Here is a 16,309-nt window from a genome sequence, read left to right on the forward strand (position 1 = left end):
CCAATACATGATCAATCCTACAGGCGGACACAAAATACACCGACTGCCCGAATGAAAGTATTATCAAACAGCAAATGCACGATGAAAGGATTCATCGTGGAAATCAAAAAAGATTAACAGAATTTCGGAGGTTGCCAGATGGCAGAACGGTAATTGTTATCAGAAAATGTATCGTCCAAAGGCAAGGTTTTGGGTTCTTTGCCTACAAGTTTTTTGGTTTCTATATCAAAACTAAAAGGGGGGACAAGTACAAAACTGATATTCAAAACATCGATATGTACGATAAACGGTAATTGTTTGTCTTGTTCATAATCGTCATCGTGTGGATGGTTTTCCAGATGGCTCCCGGCGTAATGAACTTCCAAAAATTGCAAAACAGTAACCTCCGGATTTTTTTCTTTGTGATCGAAATAATGCTCTATAAGTATAGGAAACTTCAATAACTGACCTAATTCAGTTGTCGAAATTAAATACACAGACAATAATAATATTGAAAACATTTTTTTCACTTAACAAAGTTAATAAAAAAGTCTGCTCTCTTTTATAAGACGCTGTAATTTAAAATATTTCAAAATAAATGATTTAAAAATTTAATATTATCCCTCCTGTATCAAATGCTGTAAATTCGGGTCGTTCTTTATACGCTCCATTTCACTTTCCACGATATGAACAATGTCTAATTTTATCTGACGATAATTGTTCTCAATATCCCGTTTCATATTATCTTCTCCGCTTTCATCGACAAAGGATAAAATTTCCGGTATCTTCTGGTACGCTTTTGTTTCGGCAGCAACTTTCTCGTTATCTACTACAATTTCTGCGTGAAATATCTTTTTTTCTATACGTTCGTCAAAGTTATCGGACACTGAACCGACAAACATACCTTGTGTAAGTGTACTGATTTTTGAAGCTGGAATAAGACTGTCTAATTGGGTAGAAATTGAAGTTGATTTGTCATTTCGGTTAATCGTCATACTTTGGCGTTTCTGTAATACTTTCCCAAAGCGTTCTGACAGGCTCTTTGCAGTTTCGCCCACGACCTGACCGCTAAAAATATTACCGACCGTGTTCTGAATTACCTTAGCTTCCTTATCTCCATAGTCACGAATTAATTGGGAAAAATCCTGAAAGCCTAAGCAAACCGCTACCTTATTACTTCTCGCCGTTGCAATAAGATTGTCCAAGCCTCTAAAATAAATTGTCGGTAACTCGTCTATAATGACAGGTGCTCTTTGGAGGCCATAACTATCTATATATGGAGCTGGAGTTGGCAAATTCATGGAAACAGGGCCTGGGATATGGCCTGGGGGGAGTCGGTGGAGCTGCCATTGCACAGAACGCCATAAAGGGAAAAGGCATCGTATGGAACATCCACGACAAGCAGTTCAATATTTTCAGGAGCTGTAAGGATTTCAATGAATTCATCTTAGAGAGATATCCCGAGGGCGTTCAGGAATGCATAGATAGACAGCCCGATCTTCAGCAGGTTCGAGCAGCTGTTGAAAAGATCAAGTAGACATTGACAATTCATTTTGTGTGTTATTTTGTTTTCATTCTCTATCGATTATCCCTAATTTTATTTTAGGGTCATATCGCTTTTTTATTAAAATCCTCATTGATAATGTAAAACGAACGTACCATACCGGTGCTATAAAATTCAAAAGGAAATTCATTATTATTGCACATTTGATTAGAGCATGGATGGTCACAGGATATTTTCCAGAGTTCTTTATTTTATGAACTGAAAACACTAATACAGTTTATCACAAATTTTTCTAGATTGTCTTTTTTTGGAGGGTTTCAATTACTTCCATAATTGTTCTTCATTTTGCTGTGAACAGTGAATTTAATAAGGATAATTACTCTTATACTTTTGGCAGGTTTGTTTGGCTATGAGAAGTAGATTTTGACCGATTAATGAACTCATTTTGTAATAAAATTATTTTTTATAATTCCTTGTGTCATTTCTTTTTTTTAGAAAGATCATAAAGAGATGGACTGTGACCTGTGTTGTTCTTATAAAAATGAGAAAAATGGCTTTCATCATTAAATCCAAATTCTTCAGCAATTTGGCTCATGTTAAATTGTCCAGATTTCAGTCTTTTATTAATAAGCATCAAACGGTAATGATTAAGGTATTCTCGGTAATTTATATCAAAATTACGTTTGAAATAGGCACTGAAATACGTAGCGGCAATGTTGAAATGTGAAGCAATATTCTTTATTTTTACTTTGTCAGGAATGTAAATGTGCTGATGGATATATGAAATCAATTGTTCCCTTGCTGGAAAATGGTCATTTCCGTTAAGCGACATATCCTGCATAGCTTCCTTTATAATGCCGAAAACAGAAAGCACCTGATGAAAAACGACAGGTGATGTAACAACATTATGCGAGTTGTTGTAAAGAAGTATATTATCAATTGTATTTCGTAGTATTTGATGATTTTCCGAGCTAAATTCTAATTTAACTTCCTTCAAGATTTTGTTGTTCATAATGCTTTCAGGATTGTTATTCATATAATCTTGAAATTTCCAGTGCTCTTTACTGCTAAAATAGTCATCTGTAAATTTAATGCAGATGACCCTGGTTTTTGTATCCATTTTAAAATTATGCTCATCCTCCGGAGAAATCACAAATAAGTCTCCTGAACAATATGAAAGATGATTTTGATTAATCTGATGAATCCCCATTCCATCATAAATATACACCAGCTCAAAATAATTTTGACCGTGAATCGTAAGGTGAAACGAAGCTTCTTCAAAATCTAATATTTCTAACGGGAAAAACTGTTTTAGTTTAGTCATGCTTTGCTCTCTCAAAAATTACTTGTTCGTTTTTATTTTTATTTGCTCTATGACGATAGTAGCGACAAGAGAGAGAGTACATCCGGCAACAGATTCAAGAAAACGCATTAATCCTGACCGCCAGACAATTTCAAAAGCTTTGTCATGGGTGCTCAATCCAACAATAATAACAGTAATACATCCAATTTTTAACGCTCCTGTCCATTTAAAAACAGAAATAAAAATACAGGTACAGAACAATGCAATGCCAATTGACAAAAAAAGATTTGTAGTAAAGTAAACTATTATTGTTGTCAGCAAAACTCCTACAAATGTGCCCAAAAGTCGGTCTTTCATCAGACTTTTAGCATTTTTTGGGAGGTCATCAAAGACCACAATAGCGGACACGGCACACCATATACCACTTAAATAATCATCAGAAAGTTGAAGTAACTTATTAATCCCGAGACCTAAAAAATAAGAAATTAGGATAACAAGCGTAAGTAAAGAAGCTTTTATAACAATACCGGCATCGGGCGGGTCTTTAAAAATTTCAAATTTCACAAATTCTTTTTCAGATAGGTTAATATAACACAAATATACAAACCTTTATTTATTTTATACATACATGGCGGTATTCCAATCTGCTAATTTTGCATAGTTAAAATATTATTGAAATTATGGTCAATTTTGTGATGATAGCATTCTGCATAATTGCCGGAATGATATTTCGAAAAGCAAAATTAATTCCGCAAGATGCACATAAGGGAATCAACACATGGATTTTATATCTGGCACTCCCTGCTGTTTCTTTTAAATATATTCCTAAGATTGAATGGAGCAGCCAAATGTTATTTCCTGCTCTTTCTCCTATATTGGTTTGGGCTGGATGCTGGATTTTTATGGAATTTTATTCCCGGTACAAAGGGTATGGTCAACGCTCCCGAAGTACACTTGAGCTTGCTGGAGGTTACAGCAATACGTCTTTTATAGGGTTTCCATTGATTATGGCATATTATGGCGAACAAGATTTAAGCATAGCCATCATTTGCGACCAAGTGATGTTTGTACTTTTATCCACTGTAGGTATAATTTCAGCAATTAAAGGAAACCGTTCAGATAAAGAAGGAATAAAAGCATCAGTTTTGGTTAAAAGATTGCTGACTTTTCCGCCCTTTATAGGTTGTATGGGTGCACTTATCTTATCTAAGGTGACAGATTTGAGCATAGCTGAACCTTTCTTTGATAAATTGGCAGCTACGGTAGGACCATTAGCTCTTTTTTCCGTAGGGTTACAATTGAAATTTAAGGGATGGAAACAGGAAATCTCCCAGATTTCAATGTCCATGTTATACAAATTAATGATTGCTCCGGCATTGGTTTTAATTGCTTCAATTTTGTTAGGAATTAAAGGAGATATTGCACGTATAAGCGTATTTGAAGCAGCAATGCCCACCCTTATTACTTCCAGTATTATTGCAGAACAATTCAGGCTTAATGCGAGGTTAATTAACCTGATTATCGGAGTTAGCATTTTAGTTGGTTTTATTACTACAGCATTCTGGAACAGCATTATGCACTTATTGGTTATCTGACAGATTTTAGAATGATTAAATCTTTTCTACATCATTTTGTCATCGTTCTACAAATAGACTTGGCTGATAATGAAGTAAATTTGTAATATAAAGAACAGATAGCTAACCTTAGAAAGATGAAATATGGACAATTTTAAAGATAAAACAGTATTTGTAACCGGAGCAGGTGGCGGAATTGGAAAAGCAATTGCTTTGACTTTTGCTAAGAAAGGTGCCCATGTAGCTTTGGCAGATGTAAAAAAAGAATTCGTAGAAAAAGTGGCTAAAGAAATCAAAGCAATTGGAGGTAAAGCTTTGGCCTTGGCTGTAGACGTAACAGATTATGCTTCCGTAAAAAGTGCAGTAAGTGAAACAATAAATACCTTTGGAAGTTTAGACGTAGCCGTAAATAACGCTGGTGTAGTGGGTATAGGAAGTATCGAGGAAATAGACGAACATGAATGGGACAGAGTACTTTCGGTAAATGCAAAAGGTGTTTTTATATGTACTAAAGCGGTGTTAGAAGTCATGAAACCACAAAAAAGCGGAGCCATTATCAATACGGCCTCTATAGCCGGCAAAATGGGTATGGCACATTTATCACACTATGTAGCTTCTAAATTTGCGGTGATTGGTTTTACCAATAGTATTGCAAAAGAGGTTGCCGAAACGGGAATTACCGTAAATGCTATTTGCCCTGGTATCATTGGTACAGGGATGTGGCGTGGTGAAGGTGGTATCGCAGACCGCTGGAAACAAGCCGGAGAAACCGAAAGTCAGTCATGGGAACGTAACAAGAAAACACTGATACCGCAAGGTGTGGATCAGAGTGCAGGGGATATTGCTGATGCGGTTTTATTCATCGCTTCTGCTCCCCATATCACAGGGCAAGCCATAGCTGTTGATGGTGGGATGACTATGTAAAAAAGTATTATTAATAAATAAATAAATCAAGAAATGAAAACGCAAATTGGAATTAAAAGCGAAAACAGACAGGCAGTAGCCGAAATTCTGTAAATTATTGGCAGATGAATTTGTATTGTACACCAAAACAAGAAATGCACACTGGAATGTTGAAGGACCTGACTTTCATTCTATGCACATTTTCTTCGAAGGTCAGTATCAACAATTGGCAGACTTGATGGATGGTGTAGCTGAACGTATCCGTACGATAGGTCATTATGCCTCCGGAACATTAAAAGAATTTTTGGAACTTACGCATCTTAGCGAAGTCACTAACCAAAAAAATGACAGTGCTGGTTTTATAACAGAACTCTTGGCTGATCATGATACTATAATCGATTTTATCAGGGGTAGTATTGATGCGGTTCAGGAAAAATATAACGATGCCGGTACCAGCGATTACATCACCGGATTTATTGAAACCCACGAAAAAATGGCGTGGATGTTAAGAGCACATTTGAAGTAGTAATCTATTAAAATCTCTTATATTATTGAACAAATGCAACTTTTAGTTAAACAAGTTGCATTTATTTATTATAGCTTATTAGGATAGATCTCATTTTCTATTTTTTAGTAAATTCTGATTTCGCCAAATGTTTTTAAAATTTAGCATTATTCCGCTTAATAACCTAATCTTGTTGTATACGTTAAAATCTTAGGTAGGTCTGAATATCAAGTTATTGTGGTTTCCATATGACAATTTCTTATAAATATTTGAAAAGAATTAATGAAATTTATTAGAATTAATCGATAAAAAGGTATAAATGAAGTAATTAACTTGCAATTTGGTTGATTTCCATAAATTGGTGGGAAAGTTTCCTAAACCCCATCTGTGATAAGTTTATCCAAAAACTGAAAGTAGTTTTAGAAAATTTTTTTGCTTCTTTTTGTATATTTCTTGTTCTGTTTTTTCAGTTGGTCCAACGTAAATATATGGTTTAGTAAATTTTCATTCATGTATAAAATTTAATATTATGAATTAATACTTTAGCATGTAATGAACTTATCGACAATTAGACTCCCTAAAAACATTAATCAAAAATCCAACCTGTAATCCTTCATTATGGGAAATTAGAGGTCTCAAAGCTTTCTTGGAGGACCCTTTGAAATAACTTACTGTTTCCTTTAAATCAACCGTCACAAATACGTCACAGCTGTAAATTTTGAATAATAAAAAGAAGTTCATAAATTGCTAAAGCAAGCAGGAAACATAGATTTTTACTCCTGTTGAGGAGAGCCGGCCTGCAGACTCTTAATCTGTGGGTCCTGAGTTCGAGCCTCAGCGGGGTCACTTCTCGGGACAAGTCTAAAAACGATAGACTTGTCCCATTTTTTTTACCCTGTAACTTGCTGTTATTCTGATAAATAAGAGCAATCGCAGAATTTAGTCTCGGAGTTCGATGTCTTGTTCCGTCAAATTCCAAAAATTCGGGGAACATCGAAACCACTATAAGCCTTTTTTCTTCAATATCGCCGTTTTCATAGCGTCTATCAATGTTTGCGACCTTTTTTAAGGTGGAAGCCACTAAATCTTTAATCTCTGTTCCGACTACTGCGAAGTCGTTTAATCTTCTTTCCAAAACCTCAATCTTTCCTTTGGTCAATTTCTTTACTTCTTGGAAGTCGTCATCTGCCATTTCTCCATCGGCATTTTTTAAAAGCGCATTTTGATAACGTTTATTCAACGCATCAATCTCACCTTTGATTTTTGCCCGTTCCGTGTTTTGGGCTTTGGTTTTGTTATTGAAGTCTTTTAAAAAGGCTTTGATAAAAACATCGACCATGCCCTCTTTTGGCGACATATACCGTAACTGTTTTAAGAAAGCCTCATTGGAGGTTTCGGCTTTGAACCGTACTCCGCAAGAGGAAGTGCAATGATAGTAGTAATAGTAATTGCCCATCTTGCCCTTTGAGGCACTTCCTGTGAGCATCCTATTACAATTGGGGTTAGGACATTTGATAAACCCTCTAAGCGGTAGATTGTCCATAGCCACGATTTTAGGCTTTACAACCCTCTTTCTCCCATCGAGTATATCCTGTACATCCTCAAATGTCTTTTCACTGATTAATGGCTCATGCTGTCCTTTGACAAAATATCCCTTTTCCACTTTGTACGGAGGAATGAATATTTTGCCACAGTACAAGGGGTTTCGGACGGCTACCCAAAAGTTATTTTTGCTGAACCGACCTTTTCCATCGGCTTTATCCCGAACCATTTTCCATATCTGTTCCGTGTTGAAGTTATTGGAAACGATTTGCTCAAACGCCCATTTTAGTATGGGTGCTTCAAAGTCATGCGGTGCAATGAATTTCTTTTTGCCCTCTGTTATCTTATTGACATATCCCAAAGGAGCAGTACCCATATACGAGGGCACTGAAAAAGCCTCAACTTTCTAATGAGACTTAAAGAAATGAATGAGTATAGGTTTTCCCTTACTCGGTCATTTTTGTTCAAAAGTAATGTATAACCAACTTTGATTTGTTCAGTTGATTATTTGAACTAAAACAAAAATGGATACTGCTAGAAGTTAACGCCAACACAGCGATTTTAACAGCTTAAAAATTAACACTATTTTTGGTATAATATCGATCAAAATCGATCTAGATTTTACAATCAGTTGGGTACATGTAGATCTTATGCAATACAAGATAGTTCAACCAGTAAGTGAATTAAGACAGTTCATACGGTACTATTGGGAATTAAGAGGAAATGAAAAATCGGGCCAATGGGAACGGGTTTTTCCAGATGGTTGCGCCGGTGTATTTGTAAATTTGGGGGATACATGTTTAACAGATAACGGTTTATCATCTTTGGAATTTGGGAAAACCTACGTTGTAGGGGCTATGTGCAACTATAAGGACAGCTTTATCACCAGCGATACACATTTAATCGGTGCCTGTTTCAGACCTGGAGCTTTCACGTACTTTTATGATCAATATTCACGGGAATTTCTAACAAATGATACCCTTGAATTGGACGATGGCAGTTCTTTTAACCCCGACAAAATGATAGATAAAACCTACGAGTATCTCAATGGTTTCCTATGGAACAGAAAAAGGGCGAAGTATAATCCAATGGAGTCTATAATCCATTCTATTACATTGACAAATAAGCAGTTGAGTGTACAGGAATTGGCATCAAAAAATTACATTTCGGTAAGGCAATTGGAGAGACAATTCAAAAAGCATATTGGACTCTCTCCGAAGGAATATTTGAATATTGTAAGGTTTCAAAATGCAATAAAGCTCATTAGAAAATCTGATAAAAGAAGAAGCTTACTGGATATCGCCTTTGAATGCGGTTATTATGACCATTCTCACTTCACTAGTGAAATCAAAAGAATAACCGGTATTCTACCCTCTCAATTATAGAATGTCGCATTTTTACAAGGACGATATATGTAGACTGAATTAAATTTGCATAAACATTCAGAATAATCAGATATGAGAAAAATTTCACTTTTTATTGCGATGAGTTTGGACGGATACATTGCGAAACCTAACGATGACCTTACATTTTTAAATCTTGTTGAAAAAGATGGTGAGGACTATGGTTATGCCGAATTTACCAATTCTATTGACACGATTATTATTGGTAGAAGAACTTATGACTACGTCGTTAAGACCATCGGACCTTCACATTACGACAATGGTCAACGTGATATATATGTTATTACGAGAACGAATCGAAAAGACTTGGGAAGGACAACTTTTTACTCTGGATCTATTCCTGAATTGGTAAACAAGATTAGATCCAGAGAAGGAAAAAGCATATACTGCGACGGTGGGACGGAAATTATTAATGAACTATTGATGAGCAACTTGATCGATGAATATATCATATCCGTTATACCTATATTGTTAGGGGAGGGAATCAGACTTTTCAAAGATGGAAGACCGGAAAATGTACTTGAACTCATTGATGCCAAAACTTATGAAACAGGTTTAACACAATTACATTATAAGAATAAAAAAGTCTCCTAAATAATTTTGAAGAATAATCGAGATTTCTTAAACAGCGAAGAAACGTAAAAGGGTTTTGCCTTGCAGCTCGAAATTGCAGTTCTAGCCCCAAAATCTCTTCGCTGAGTTGTCTGAAAATGCTGGAATGGTTTCAAACTATCCAAAATGATGGTTCAGGTTCCAAACACTTCAGTGTTAGATCGACACAGATCATCTATTGTTGAACTTGGAGATGAGCAATCATAAAGTGATGGGATAGTCTTGCGGAAGGCGACCTTCAAGCAAAATTACCATTACCTCCATCACGGTATCGGAGTAAATCGAGGATTTGGTTTTCCATAAGATCCAACTCAAATCGTGATCCTCTACCCTAGTCAATCTATTGATTCAAAAAATTGAATAGGTAAGGTTTTTTTGGTTAGCGAGACTCCTTGGAGAAAATATTCAAGTAAAATGTCGAGCATCGGTCGGTAAGGCTCTTTATACTTGTTGGGACGACTCTACAAATCGTATTGCAACCTTCATTAAATACAGCAAATTCTTTAGAATTTTTTAGCTCTAAATTATTCGTTCAGCCCTGAAAGGCAATTCAAATGTTTTCAATTTTTAGATTAGTATGAATTACCAATTGTACGGAGTTTAAAAAATATCGGATTTAAGCGACAAGTAATTTATATACCGTTAATTCTGCTTGAAATGGATATCTGCTTGCGGAAAGGGTATCTCAATACCTGCATTGTCAAGAGCTTCTTTACAGCTGATGATAAGCTGCTCCTGCATCGTCCAGAAGTTTTCATTATTGGTAGTAACCCGAATAGAGAGATTGATAGCACTATCTCCAAGGTTCGTTACGACTACACCGGGTGCAGGGTCCGAAAATGCATGTTCGTTTTTATTTATGACGTCCAATAAGATCGTTTTCGCTTTTCGCAAATCAGCTTCATACGACACGCCGATATCAAACCAAGTTCGTCGTGTCCCGAGCTCAGTATAGTTGGTAATATTACTATTCGAGAGCTCCCCATTTGGGATGACAACCAACTGATTTTGAGGCGTCACGAGTTTGGTGTTAAAAATATCTATGACCTTAACCGTTCCATCTACACCAGTTGAAGAAGAGATATAATCACCGACTCTAAAAGGTTTGAATAGTAAGATCAATACCCCGCCAGCAAAATTAGACAATGATCCTTGTAAAGACATGCCAATTGCTAGGCCGGCCGCACCAATCACCGCAATAAATGTCGAAGTTTGCACGCCCAATTGGCTTACGACCACAATAAAGAGCATTACTTTTAGTATCCAGTTAATCAAGTTACCAAGAAATGTCCGAATGCTCGGTTCAATATCTCTATTCACGAAAATCCGATCCACTAGCTTTCGAACCATACGAATCAGCCATAATCCTAGGAACAGTACCAGTGCTGCGGACACCAATGAACTGATTAAAATGGGAGCATATGCAATAGCACTATCTATAAATTTCTCGATTTTACCTTCTACATTTTCCAATTGTTCTACTTTCATGTGTTTTTATTTTATACTTCGTTAGTGTTGTTACTCTCCTCAAGTTCTCTTACAAAATCCTCCCCCCAGTAATGAATGTCATAGTGCTTAATTTGTTGAAGAGACCTTTTAATTCGCAAATGTGCTTCATCTTCCTGCATGGTAAGAGCCTGATGTAAGGACTCAATCATGCTTCGGCGATCATATGGATTTGTGGGGACACAATATGGTAGTTCGACGGATGCTCCCGCAAATTCCGAGAGGACCAAAACACCCGACTGGCTCAAGAGCCCTTGTGTAGCAATAAACTCTTTGGAGACTAGGTTCAGACCGTCTCTTAGCGGGGTAATCCATGCGACATCGGCCAAAGCATATTGAATAAGAACCTCTTCAAATGGAAGTGCTTGGAAGAAATATTGGATTGGCGTCCAGTCCAATCTAGCATACTTACCATTGATTTCTCCCACAGCCTGATTAACTTGATCCCTGATCTTATCATAAATACGCATGCCCTTTGATGGCGGAGTACAGACGTTGATCAGTTCGACCTTTCCCTGAAATTCCGGATATTCCTTCAGAAATTGTCCGAAAGCAAGTACCTTTTCTAGCGGCCCCTTCACATAGTCCATCCTCTCAATAGACACGATACGTTTCATTTCTTTATTTGCGACCTCCAATTTGTAAGTTTCAATTCGCTTGGCGATTTCTTCTTTAGCTAACAAACCTTCAATCAGTCCATAATTCACACCAACCGGTTGTGCACCCAATCGAATTGTTCGTCCTTCCACCGAAATTATTTTGGTCATCTCCTCGACTCCAAGCGCCATACTATAAGTAAGAAACTGTTTGGAAACATTGATCGTTTTTAGTCGCTTAAACGGAGTGTGGCTACGCAGTACATCAATAAAGTTCTCGACATACCGCGGAATATGAAAACTGATAAAATCACACATCAGCAAGCTTCCGATGATTTCCCTTCTCCATGGTATCGTGTTAAAAATATCCGCCGCAGGAAATGCCGTATGATGAAAGAAACCAATTTTGAGATCTGGACGCATCGTTTTCAAATACGATGGAACCATCCACAGGTTATATTCGTGAATCCAAACCAACGCTTCAGGTTCAGCTTCCTGCGCTATTCGCTTAGCAAATAATCTGTTGATTTTCAAATAATGTTCCCAGTCCAGATGGTTAAATTTAGCCTTATCGACAAAGGAAAATATTGTTGGCCAAAATGCCTCCTTGGAGAATATCCTATAAAATTTATCAATATCCTTTTGGGAAAGTGAGATAGGTGAAACATCTAGGTTAGGGAATTTATCAACATCAACCTTATTCCTCACATCCTTATTTCCATCCCCCAGATCTACTTCCTCACCAATCCAAATGCCGGGTCTCCCATTTTCAAAGAGTCCTAATAAAGAAGGGATTATGCCATTGGGGCTTTGGGGAGGAACTTGCTTAACTTTTCCATCGACCATCATACGTTCATATGGAAGCCGGTGGTAAACCATGACCAGCTGTCGATCATTTGAATTTTGCCGAAGAATTGGTTCTTCAATGACATCATTTACATAGGCTGCAAATTCCTTATTTTTCTTCATGGATTCAAGAATTCCACCAGCACCAGCATGGCGTGCCTGATATACATTCAATAGATTAGCAGTCGCTTCTAGAAGTGCAATTTCCGACTCTCCTACGACAACACCTTGAAACTCTGTATGAAACAGAGATAGGTCGTTCAATGTGTCTCCAGCGACCAACACCCTATTGGCAGGAATACCCAAAAGAGTCACCAATTTTTTTAGTGTACTTCCTTTATTTACACCTTTAGGAAGAATATCCAAATATTTATCCACGGATGTAACTACATCGCAACCTCGTTTCTCAGCAATTTTTTGAACTTTAGCAAGATCGGTACTTGTATCGTAATAATACGAACAACGCCGCTGTTGAGGAACTCGTTGGTATATTAAACTAGGAATTCCTCTGAAATCCTCCTGAAGTTCATACACAGAGGGCCAATTGCGTTCGATTTCATGTTGAATGGAATCAATAGAAGTGAGTGTAGTACCATCACAAATGGTGGCCCCTACGTCGGCGATTATAAAATTTGGGGTTGGGATCATCGGATCATTTAGCAAAGGGATAACCGATTCCAATCCGCGCCCTGTTACAAAAACCAATTGGATATCCTTATTTTCTTTAATAATCTGATAGAGTTTTAAGCGATCTTCCATTGACCCGCCTAGAAAAGTTCCGTCTAAGTCTGTAGCTAATAGCATCATATTAGTGTTTCCTCCAATTCCTTAAATTTAGATTCGACTGATTGGTTTCGGTATAGGATTTCATATATAGATTCCAGTATAGGTAAATTCAACCCTTGCTCGTTCGCATAGCCAAAAAGTCCCTGTGCTGCCCGGTAGCCTTCAGCCACCATTCCTAATTTATTTACTGCTGCTTCAGCCGAGTGGCCTTGGGCTATTAATTCTCCAAAACGTCGGTTTCGACTGTTGTTCGAATATCCGGTAACCAACAGATCACCTGTGTAAGTAGAATTTAATATTTCCCTTTGCTTACCGAGTGTAGAATCAAGAATATTTTGCATTTCCAACAGAGCATTGCTAACGAGTACAGCCATGAAATTATCTCCATAACCTAAACCTTTGGCCATACCGCTAGCTATACCCAATACATTTTTATAAATAGATGCATAACTGAGCCCAATTGGGTCGCTGTTACTTCGAACTTGGATGTAAGGTCTTCTGAACAACATACTTAATTTATCAACTGTATCTTGGTTTACGCACGATAAACTCAGGTAAGTTGGTTTGCTTTCTGCAATTTCTTCCGAATGGCAAGGCCCTGCAATTGAAACGATTTCATCCATTGGTATTTTCAACGTTTTGCTTAGAAAACTACTAGGAATTTCATTGCTCTTGCCAACTGTTCCTTTCATCGCAGATAAAACAATCTTATTTTTAAAAAGGGAAGGGTCAATGCCATTACAGACTTGTTGCAGGGCGTCGCTTGGAACAGCAAAAATGATAATTCTTGCTCGAGATACCACTTGCTGCAGGTTATCAGATGGAAAAGTAAATAAAAGATCTAGCTTAACCTGCGGAAGATAACTTGGATTACTACCATGCTCCATGATATGCTTAACTTGCTCCTTTCTTCGAAGGTACCAATAGGTTGGGATTTTATTTTCGGTCAATATTTTTACTAAAGCAGTAGCCCAACTTCCACCACCAACAACACTTACTTCAATCAATATTTGGGGATTTTTTGCAGAACAGAATATAGGTCTGGATTCTGCCGTTAAATAATTAATGAGCAATAAAGTTAGGTAAAAATAAACTAATAAGCAAATATTAGGGAATATTGATTTCATTTTAGGGAATTAAGCATGATTTTATAACTTTGAATAAACCGAAGAGATTTGAAGAGATTCTACAACCCCGCGCAACTTTTTGCCGGCAGTTTTATTTTTCTGATTATGGCGGGGACTTTTTTGTTGTCCCTTCCAATTTCCAGCTCCCATCCTATCGCTTGGGTCGACGCACTCTTTACAGCCACAAGTGCAGTATGTGTAACAGGACTGATCGTGGTCGATACGGCATCTGCATTTACTCCCTTGGGTAAGCTCATCATAATGTTCCTCATACAGCTTGGTGGACTGGGAATATTGACATTTGCCTCCTATTTTGCTTATTTCTTTAAGGGCGGGTCATCCTATGAAAACCAATTGGCCAGTAGGGACATGGCCAACTCGGAAAAATTGGGAGAGGTATTCCTGTTGTTAAAGCGTATCATCCTCATCACTTTCTCCATCGAGGCAGCTGGCGCACTCTTACTTTATATCTGTACACCAGAATTCAAAGTTTTGGGAGTTGGTCGACACCTTTTCTTTTGTATTTTCCACTCTATCTCTTCCTTTTGCAACGCCGGATTTTCGACCCTTCCGCTTGGACTGGCAGAAAAGTCCGTCCTGTTCAACTACCCTTTTCAACTGATAATCATTGGGCTGTTTGTAATTGGTGGCTTGGGTTTCCCGATTGTCATCAACCTGCTGCGTTACCTCAAGCATTTGGCCAACAGAATAATCAAACGGTATGTCGAAAATCAAAATACATACAAACCATGGGTGATCAATATCAATAGTAAGATCAACCTGGTAACAACCCTGGGCATCACTGTATTTGCCACTATTCTTCTTTGGCTGCTGGAAGGTGAAGCGGCTTTCAGCGAACACGGAACATTTGGACGTTGGGTAACTGCATTGTTTACGGCCAGTACACCACGAACGGCAGGATATAACAGCATTGACTTTGCGCAGCTGCAAGTTCCCAGCATTCTCTTTATCATCTTTTTGATGTGGATCGGAGCATCTCCTAATTCAACGGGCGGCGGTATAAAGACCAGTACATTTGCTGTTGCAGTATTGAATATCCTCAGCTTGGCACGCGGAAAAGAGCGGTTGGAAATATATAGAAGGGAAATTGCAGATATAACCCTAAAAAGAGCATTTGCCACGATGACTCTCTCCTTATTTATTATTGGTATGTGCATTTTGCTCATCAGCGCATTTGAAAAAGAGTTCACGCTGATGCAGATTGCCTTTGAATGTTTCTCGGCTTATAGCACGGTAGGCCTCACACTAGGGATTACCTTTAAGCTTTCCACGGCGAGCAAAGTTATATTAGTTGCTTTAATGTTTATTGGACGGGTTACCATGCTTTCTATTATGATCGCAATCTTCAAGAAAGTAAAATTCACCAATTACCGGTACGCGAAAGAAGAACTTACCATAAATTAAAGATATGAAATTCATCATTATAGGATTGGGAAATTTTGGGGCATCACTGGCTATAAAACTCACGGCTCAGGGAAACGAAGTCATTGGTGTAGACATCAAACTTGAGCGCATTACCGCGTTGAAGGAACACATCACACATACCATAGCAATCGACGCGTCCGATCCCGTTGCTTTTACCTCCCTCCCTCTTAAGAATACCGATATTGTCGTTGTGGCAATAGGAGAAAACGAGGGAGCCAACATCATGGTCACCGCGCTTTGTAAAGAAGCACAGGTCAAACGCCTCATCAGCCGTGCGGTGAACAATCTGCATGAAAAGGTTCTGAACGCGATAGGAGTTTCAGAGATCGTACATCCCGAAGAAGAAACTGCAGAGCGTTGGTCAAAAAAATTATGTCTCAGCGGGTTGATAGATTCTTTTGAGCTAAATTCGAATTATAGCATTGTGGAAGCTGTCGTTCCTGAAAAGTATGTTGGCCGTTCAATCCAAGAAATTGGGTTCCGGGAACATTATGAAATTTTGGTACTTACCATACTCAAGAAAACAGAGCGCGATTCATTGATTGGAAAAAGTAAGATCGTGACTACGGTCTTACATGGAATACCAAAACCAGACACTGTATTGCAACAAGGTGAAATCATTGTGATTTATGGCGATAACCGAAACATTAAGGAATTTCTGAAACGTTAATTACAAA

General features: G+C 37.8%; 15 protein-coding genes and 1 pseudogene. 8 read left to right on the plus strand and 8 right to left on the minus strand.

All coding sequences use genetic code 11. The annotated features are described in order from the left end of the window. Positions 1-113: 113 nt before the first annotated feature. Positions 114-500 (minus strand): hypothetical protein, encoded by a 387-nt coding sequence (locus B2400_RS04690; protein WP_045754278.1) that lies wholly within the window; start codon positions 498-500, stop codon positions 114-116. A gap of 96 nt (positions 501-596) precedes the next feature. Next, a pseudogene (locus tag B2400_RS04695) lies at positions 597-1,226 on the minus strand (TraM recognition domain-containing protein); the annotation flags it as partial. Between the two features lie 29 nt (positions 1,227-1,255). Here B2400_RS04695 and B2400_RS04700 point away from each other — a divergent pair. Beyond that, complete coding sequence (locus B2400_RS04700) at positions 1,256-1,516, plus strand: hypothetical protein (RefSeq protein WP_045754276.1); 261 nt, start codon at positions 1,256-1,258, stop codon at positions 1,514-1,516. Positions 1,517-1,961: 445 nt separating this feature from the next. Here the strand turns inward: B2400_RS04700 and B2400_RS04705 are convergent, their stop codons facing one another. Both B2400_RS04705 and B2400_RS04710 read right to left on the minus strand, forming a co-directional pair. Continuing rightward, entirely contained in the window at positions 1,962-2,807 is an 846-nt protein-coding gene (locus tag B2400_RS04705; RefSeq protein ID WP_293931348.1) for an AraC family transcriptional regulator, read from the minus strand. Positions 2,808-2,825: 18 nt separating this feature from the next. Next, positions 2,826-3,350, minus strand: coding sequence for an FUSC family protein (locus B2400_RS04710; protein WP_293931350.1), 525 nt, complete (start codon positions 3,348-3,350; stop codon positions 2,826-2,828). Positions 3,351-3,466: 116 nt separating this feature from the next. Between B2400_RS04710 and B2400_RS04715 the strand changes: the two genes are divergently transcribed. The 3 genes from B2400_RS04715 (at position 3,467) to B2400_RS04725 (ending at position 5,789) form a co-directional block, all read left to right on the plus strand. After that, positions 3,467-4,381: an AEC family transporter gene (locus B2400_RS04715; RefSeq protein WP_293931353.1), complete on the plus strand. Its 915-nt coding sequence runs from the start codon at positions 3,467-3,469 to the stop codon at positions 4,379-4,381. 123 nt (positions 4,382-4,504) lie between these two features. Continuing rightward, positions 4,505-5,284 (plus strand): SDR family NAD(P)-dependent oxidoreductase, encoded by a 780-nt coding sequence (locus tag B2400_RS04720; RefSeq protein WP_086946681.1) that lies wholly within the window; start codon positions 4,505-4,507, stop codon positions 5,282-5,284. A gap of 97 nt (positions 5,285-5,381) precedes the next feature. Beyond that, positions 5,382-5,789, plus strand: a complete 408-nt coding sequence (locus tag B2400_RS04725; protein ID WP_293931358.1) for a Dps family protein — start codon at positions 5,382-5,384, stop codon at positions 5,787-5,789. 682 nt (positions 5,790-6,471) lie between these two features. Here the strand turns inward: B2400_RS04725 and B2400_RS04730 are convergent. Further along, entirely contained in the window at positions 6,472-7,686 is a 1,215-nt protein-coding gene (locus B2400_RS04730) for a recombinase family protein (protein WP_293931361.1), read from the minus strand. A gap of 274 nt (positions 7,687-7,960) precedes the next feature. Here B2400_RS04730 and B2400_RS04735 point away from each other — a divergent pair, with 274 nt between their 5' ends. After that, the gene (locus B2400_RS04735; RefSeq protein WP_293931364.1) at positions 7,961-8,695 is read left to right on the plus strand and encodes a helix-turn-helix transcriptional regulator; all 735 of its coding nucleotides are present in this window, start codon (positions 7,961-7,963) and stop codon (positions 8,693-8,695) included. A 72-nt stretch (positions 8,696-8,767) separates the two neighbouring features. Further along, positions 8,768-9,307 (plus strand): dihydrofolate reductase family protein, encoded by a 540-nt coding sequence (locus tag B2400_RS04740; RefSeq protein ID WP_293931367.1) that lies wholly within the window; start codon positions 8,768-8,770, stop codon positions 9,305-9,307. Between the two features lie 660 nt (positions 9,308-9,967). Here B2400_RS04740 and B2400_RS04745 read toward each other — a convergent pair. From B2400_RS04745 to B2400_RS04755, 3 genes are read right to left on the minus strand one after another with little or no spacing between them, the layout of a single operon-like run. Further along, positions 9,968-10,813 carry a mechanosensitive ion channel family protein gene (locus tag B2400_RS04745; RefSeq protein ID WP_293931370.1) on the minus strand — a complete coding sequence of 282 codons (846 nt, stop codon included), beginning with the start codon at positions 10,811-10,813 and terminating at the stop codon, positions 9,968-9,970. An 11-nt stretch (positions 10,814-10,824) separates the two neighbouring features. Then, a complete protein-coding gene (gene ggpS / locus B2400_RS04750; protein WP_293931373.1) occupies positions 10,825-13,080 on the minus strand; it encodes a glucosylglycerol-phosphate synthase in 2,256 nt (751 codons plus the stop codon). Next, entirely contained in the window at positions 13,077-14,186 is a 1,110-nt protein-coding gene (locus B2400_RS04755) for an NAD(P)H-dependent glycerol-3-phosphate dehydrogenase (protein WP_293931376.1), read from the minus strand. Before B2400_RS04755 ends, ggpS begins: the two co-directional genes overlap by 4 nt. A 48-nt stretch (positions 14,187-14,234) precedes the next feature. On the opposite strand from B2400_RS04755, the gene B2400_RS04760 reads away from it, so the two are divergent. After that, a complete protein-coding gene (locus B2400_RS04760; protein WP_293931379.1) occupies positions 14,235-15,611 on the plus strand; it encodes a TrkH family potassium uptake protein in 1,377 nt (458 codons plus the stop codon). Positions 15,612-15,615: 4 nt separating this feature from the next. Next, on the plus strand, positions 15,616-16,302 hold the full coding sequence (locus B2400_RS04765) for a potassium channel family protein (protein ID WP_293931382.1): 687 nt from the start codon (positions 15,616-15,618) through the stop codon (positions 16,300-16,302). The last annotated feature ends 7 nt before the right edge of the window (positions 16,303-16,309 follow it).

Origin of the sequence: Sphingobacterium sp. UBA6645, assembly GCF_002455685.1 — a bacterium.
GTDB lineage: Bacteria > Bacteroidota > Bacteroidia > Sphingobacteriales > Sphingobacteriaceae > Sphingobacterium > Sphingobacterium hotanense.

Excerpts from the sequence above, each read along its gene's own strand:
- B2400_RS04755 (WP_293931376.1), bottom strand. The coding sequence starts at position 14,186 with ATGAAATCAATATTCCCTAATATTTGCTTATTAGTTTATTTTTACCTA.
- ggpS (WP_293931373.1), bottom strand. The coding sequence starts at position 13,080 with ATGATGCTATTAGCTACAGACTTAGACGGAACTTTTCTAGGCGGGTCA.
- B2400_RS04730 (WP_293931361.1), bottom strand. The coding sequence starts at position 7,686 with ATGGGTACTGCTCCTTTGGGATATGTCAATAAGATAACAGAGGGCAAA.
- B2400_RS04745 (WP_293931370.1), bottom strand. The coding sequence starts at position 10,813 with ATGAAAGTAGAACAATTGGAAAATGTAGAAGGTAAAATCGAGAAATTT.
- B2400_RS04740 (WP_293931367.1), top strand. The coding sequence starts at position 8,768 with ATGAGAAAAATTTCACTTTTTATTGCGATGAGTTTGGACGGATACATT.
- B2400_RS04735 (WP_293931364.1), top strand. The coding sequence starts at position 7,961 with ATGCAATACAAGATAGTTCAACCAGTAAGTGAATTAAGACAGTTCATA.
- B2400_RS04705 (WP_293931348.1), bottom strand. The coding sequence starts at position 2,807 with ATGACTAAACTAAAACAGTTTTTCCCGTTAGAAATATTAGATTTTGAA.
- B2400_RS04715 (WP_293931353.1), top strand. The coding sequence starts at position 3,467 with ATGGTCAATTTTGTGATGATAGCATTCTGCATAATTGCCGGAATGATA.
- B2400_RS04765 (WP_293931382.1), top strand. The coding sequence starts at position 15,616 with ATGAAATTCATCATTATAGGATTGGGAAATTTTGGGGCATCACTGGCT.
- B2400_RS04700 (WP_045754276.1), top strand. The coding sequence starts at position 1,256 with ATGGAGCTGGAGTTGGCAAATTCATGGAAACAGGGCCTGGGATATGGC.
- B2400_RS04690 (WP_045754278.1), bottom strand. The coding sequence starts at position 500 with ATGTTTTCAATATTATTATTGTCTGTGTATTTAATTTCGACAACTGAA.
- B2400_RS04720 (WP_086946681.1), top strand. The coding sequence starts at position 4,505 with ATGGACAATTTTAAAGATAAAACAGTATTTGTAACCGGAGCAGGTGGC.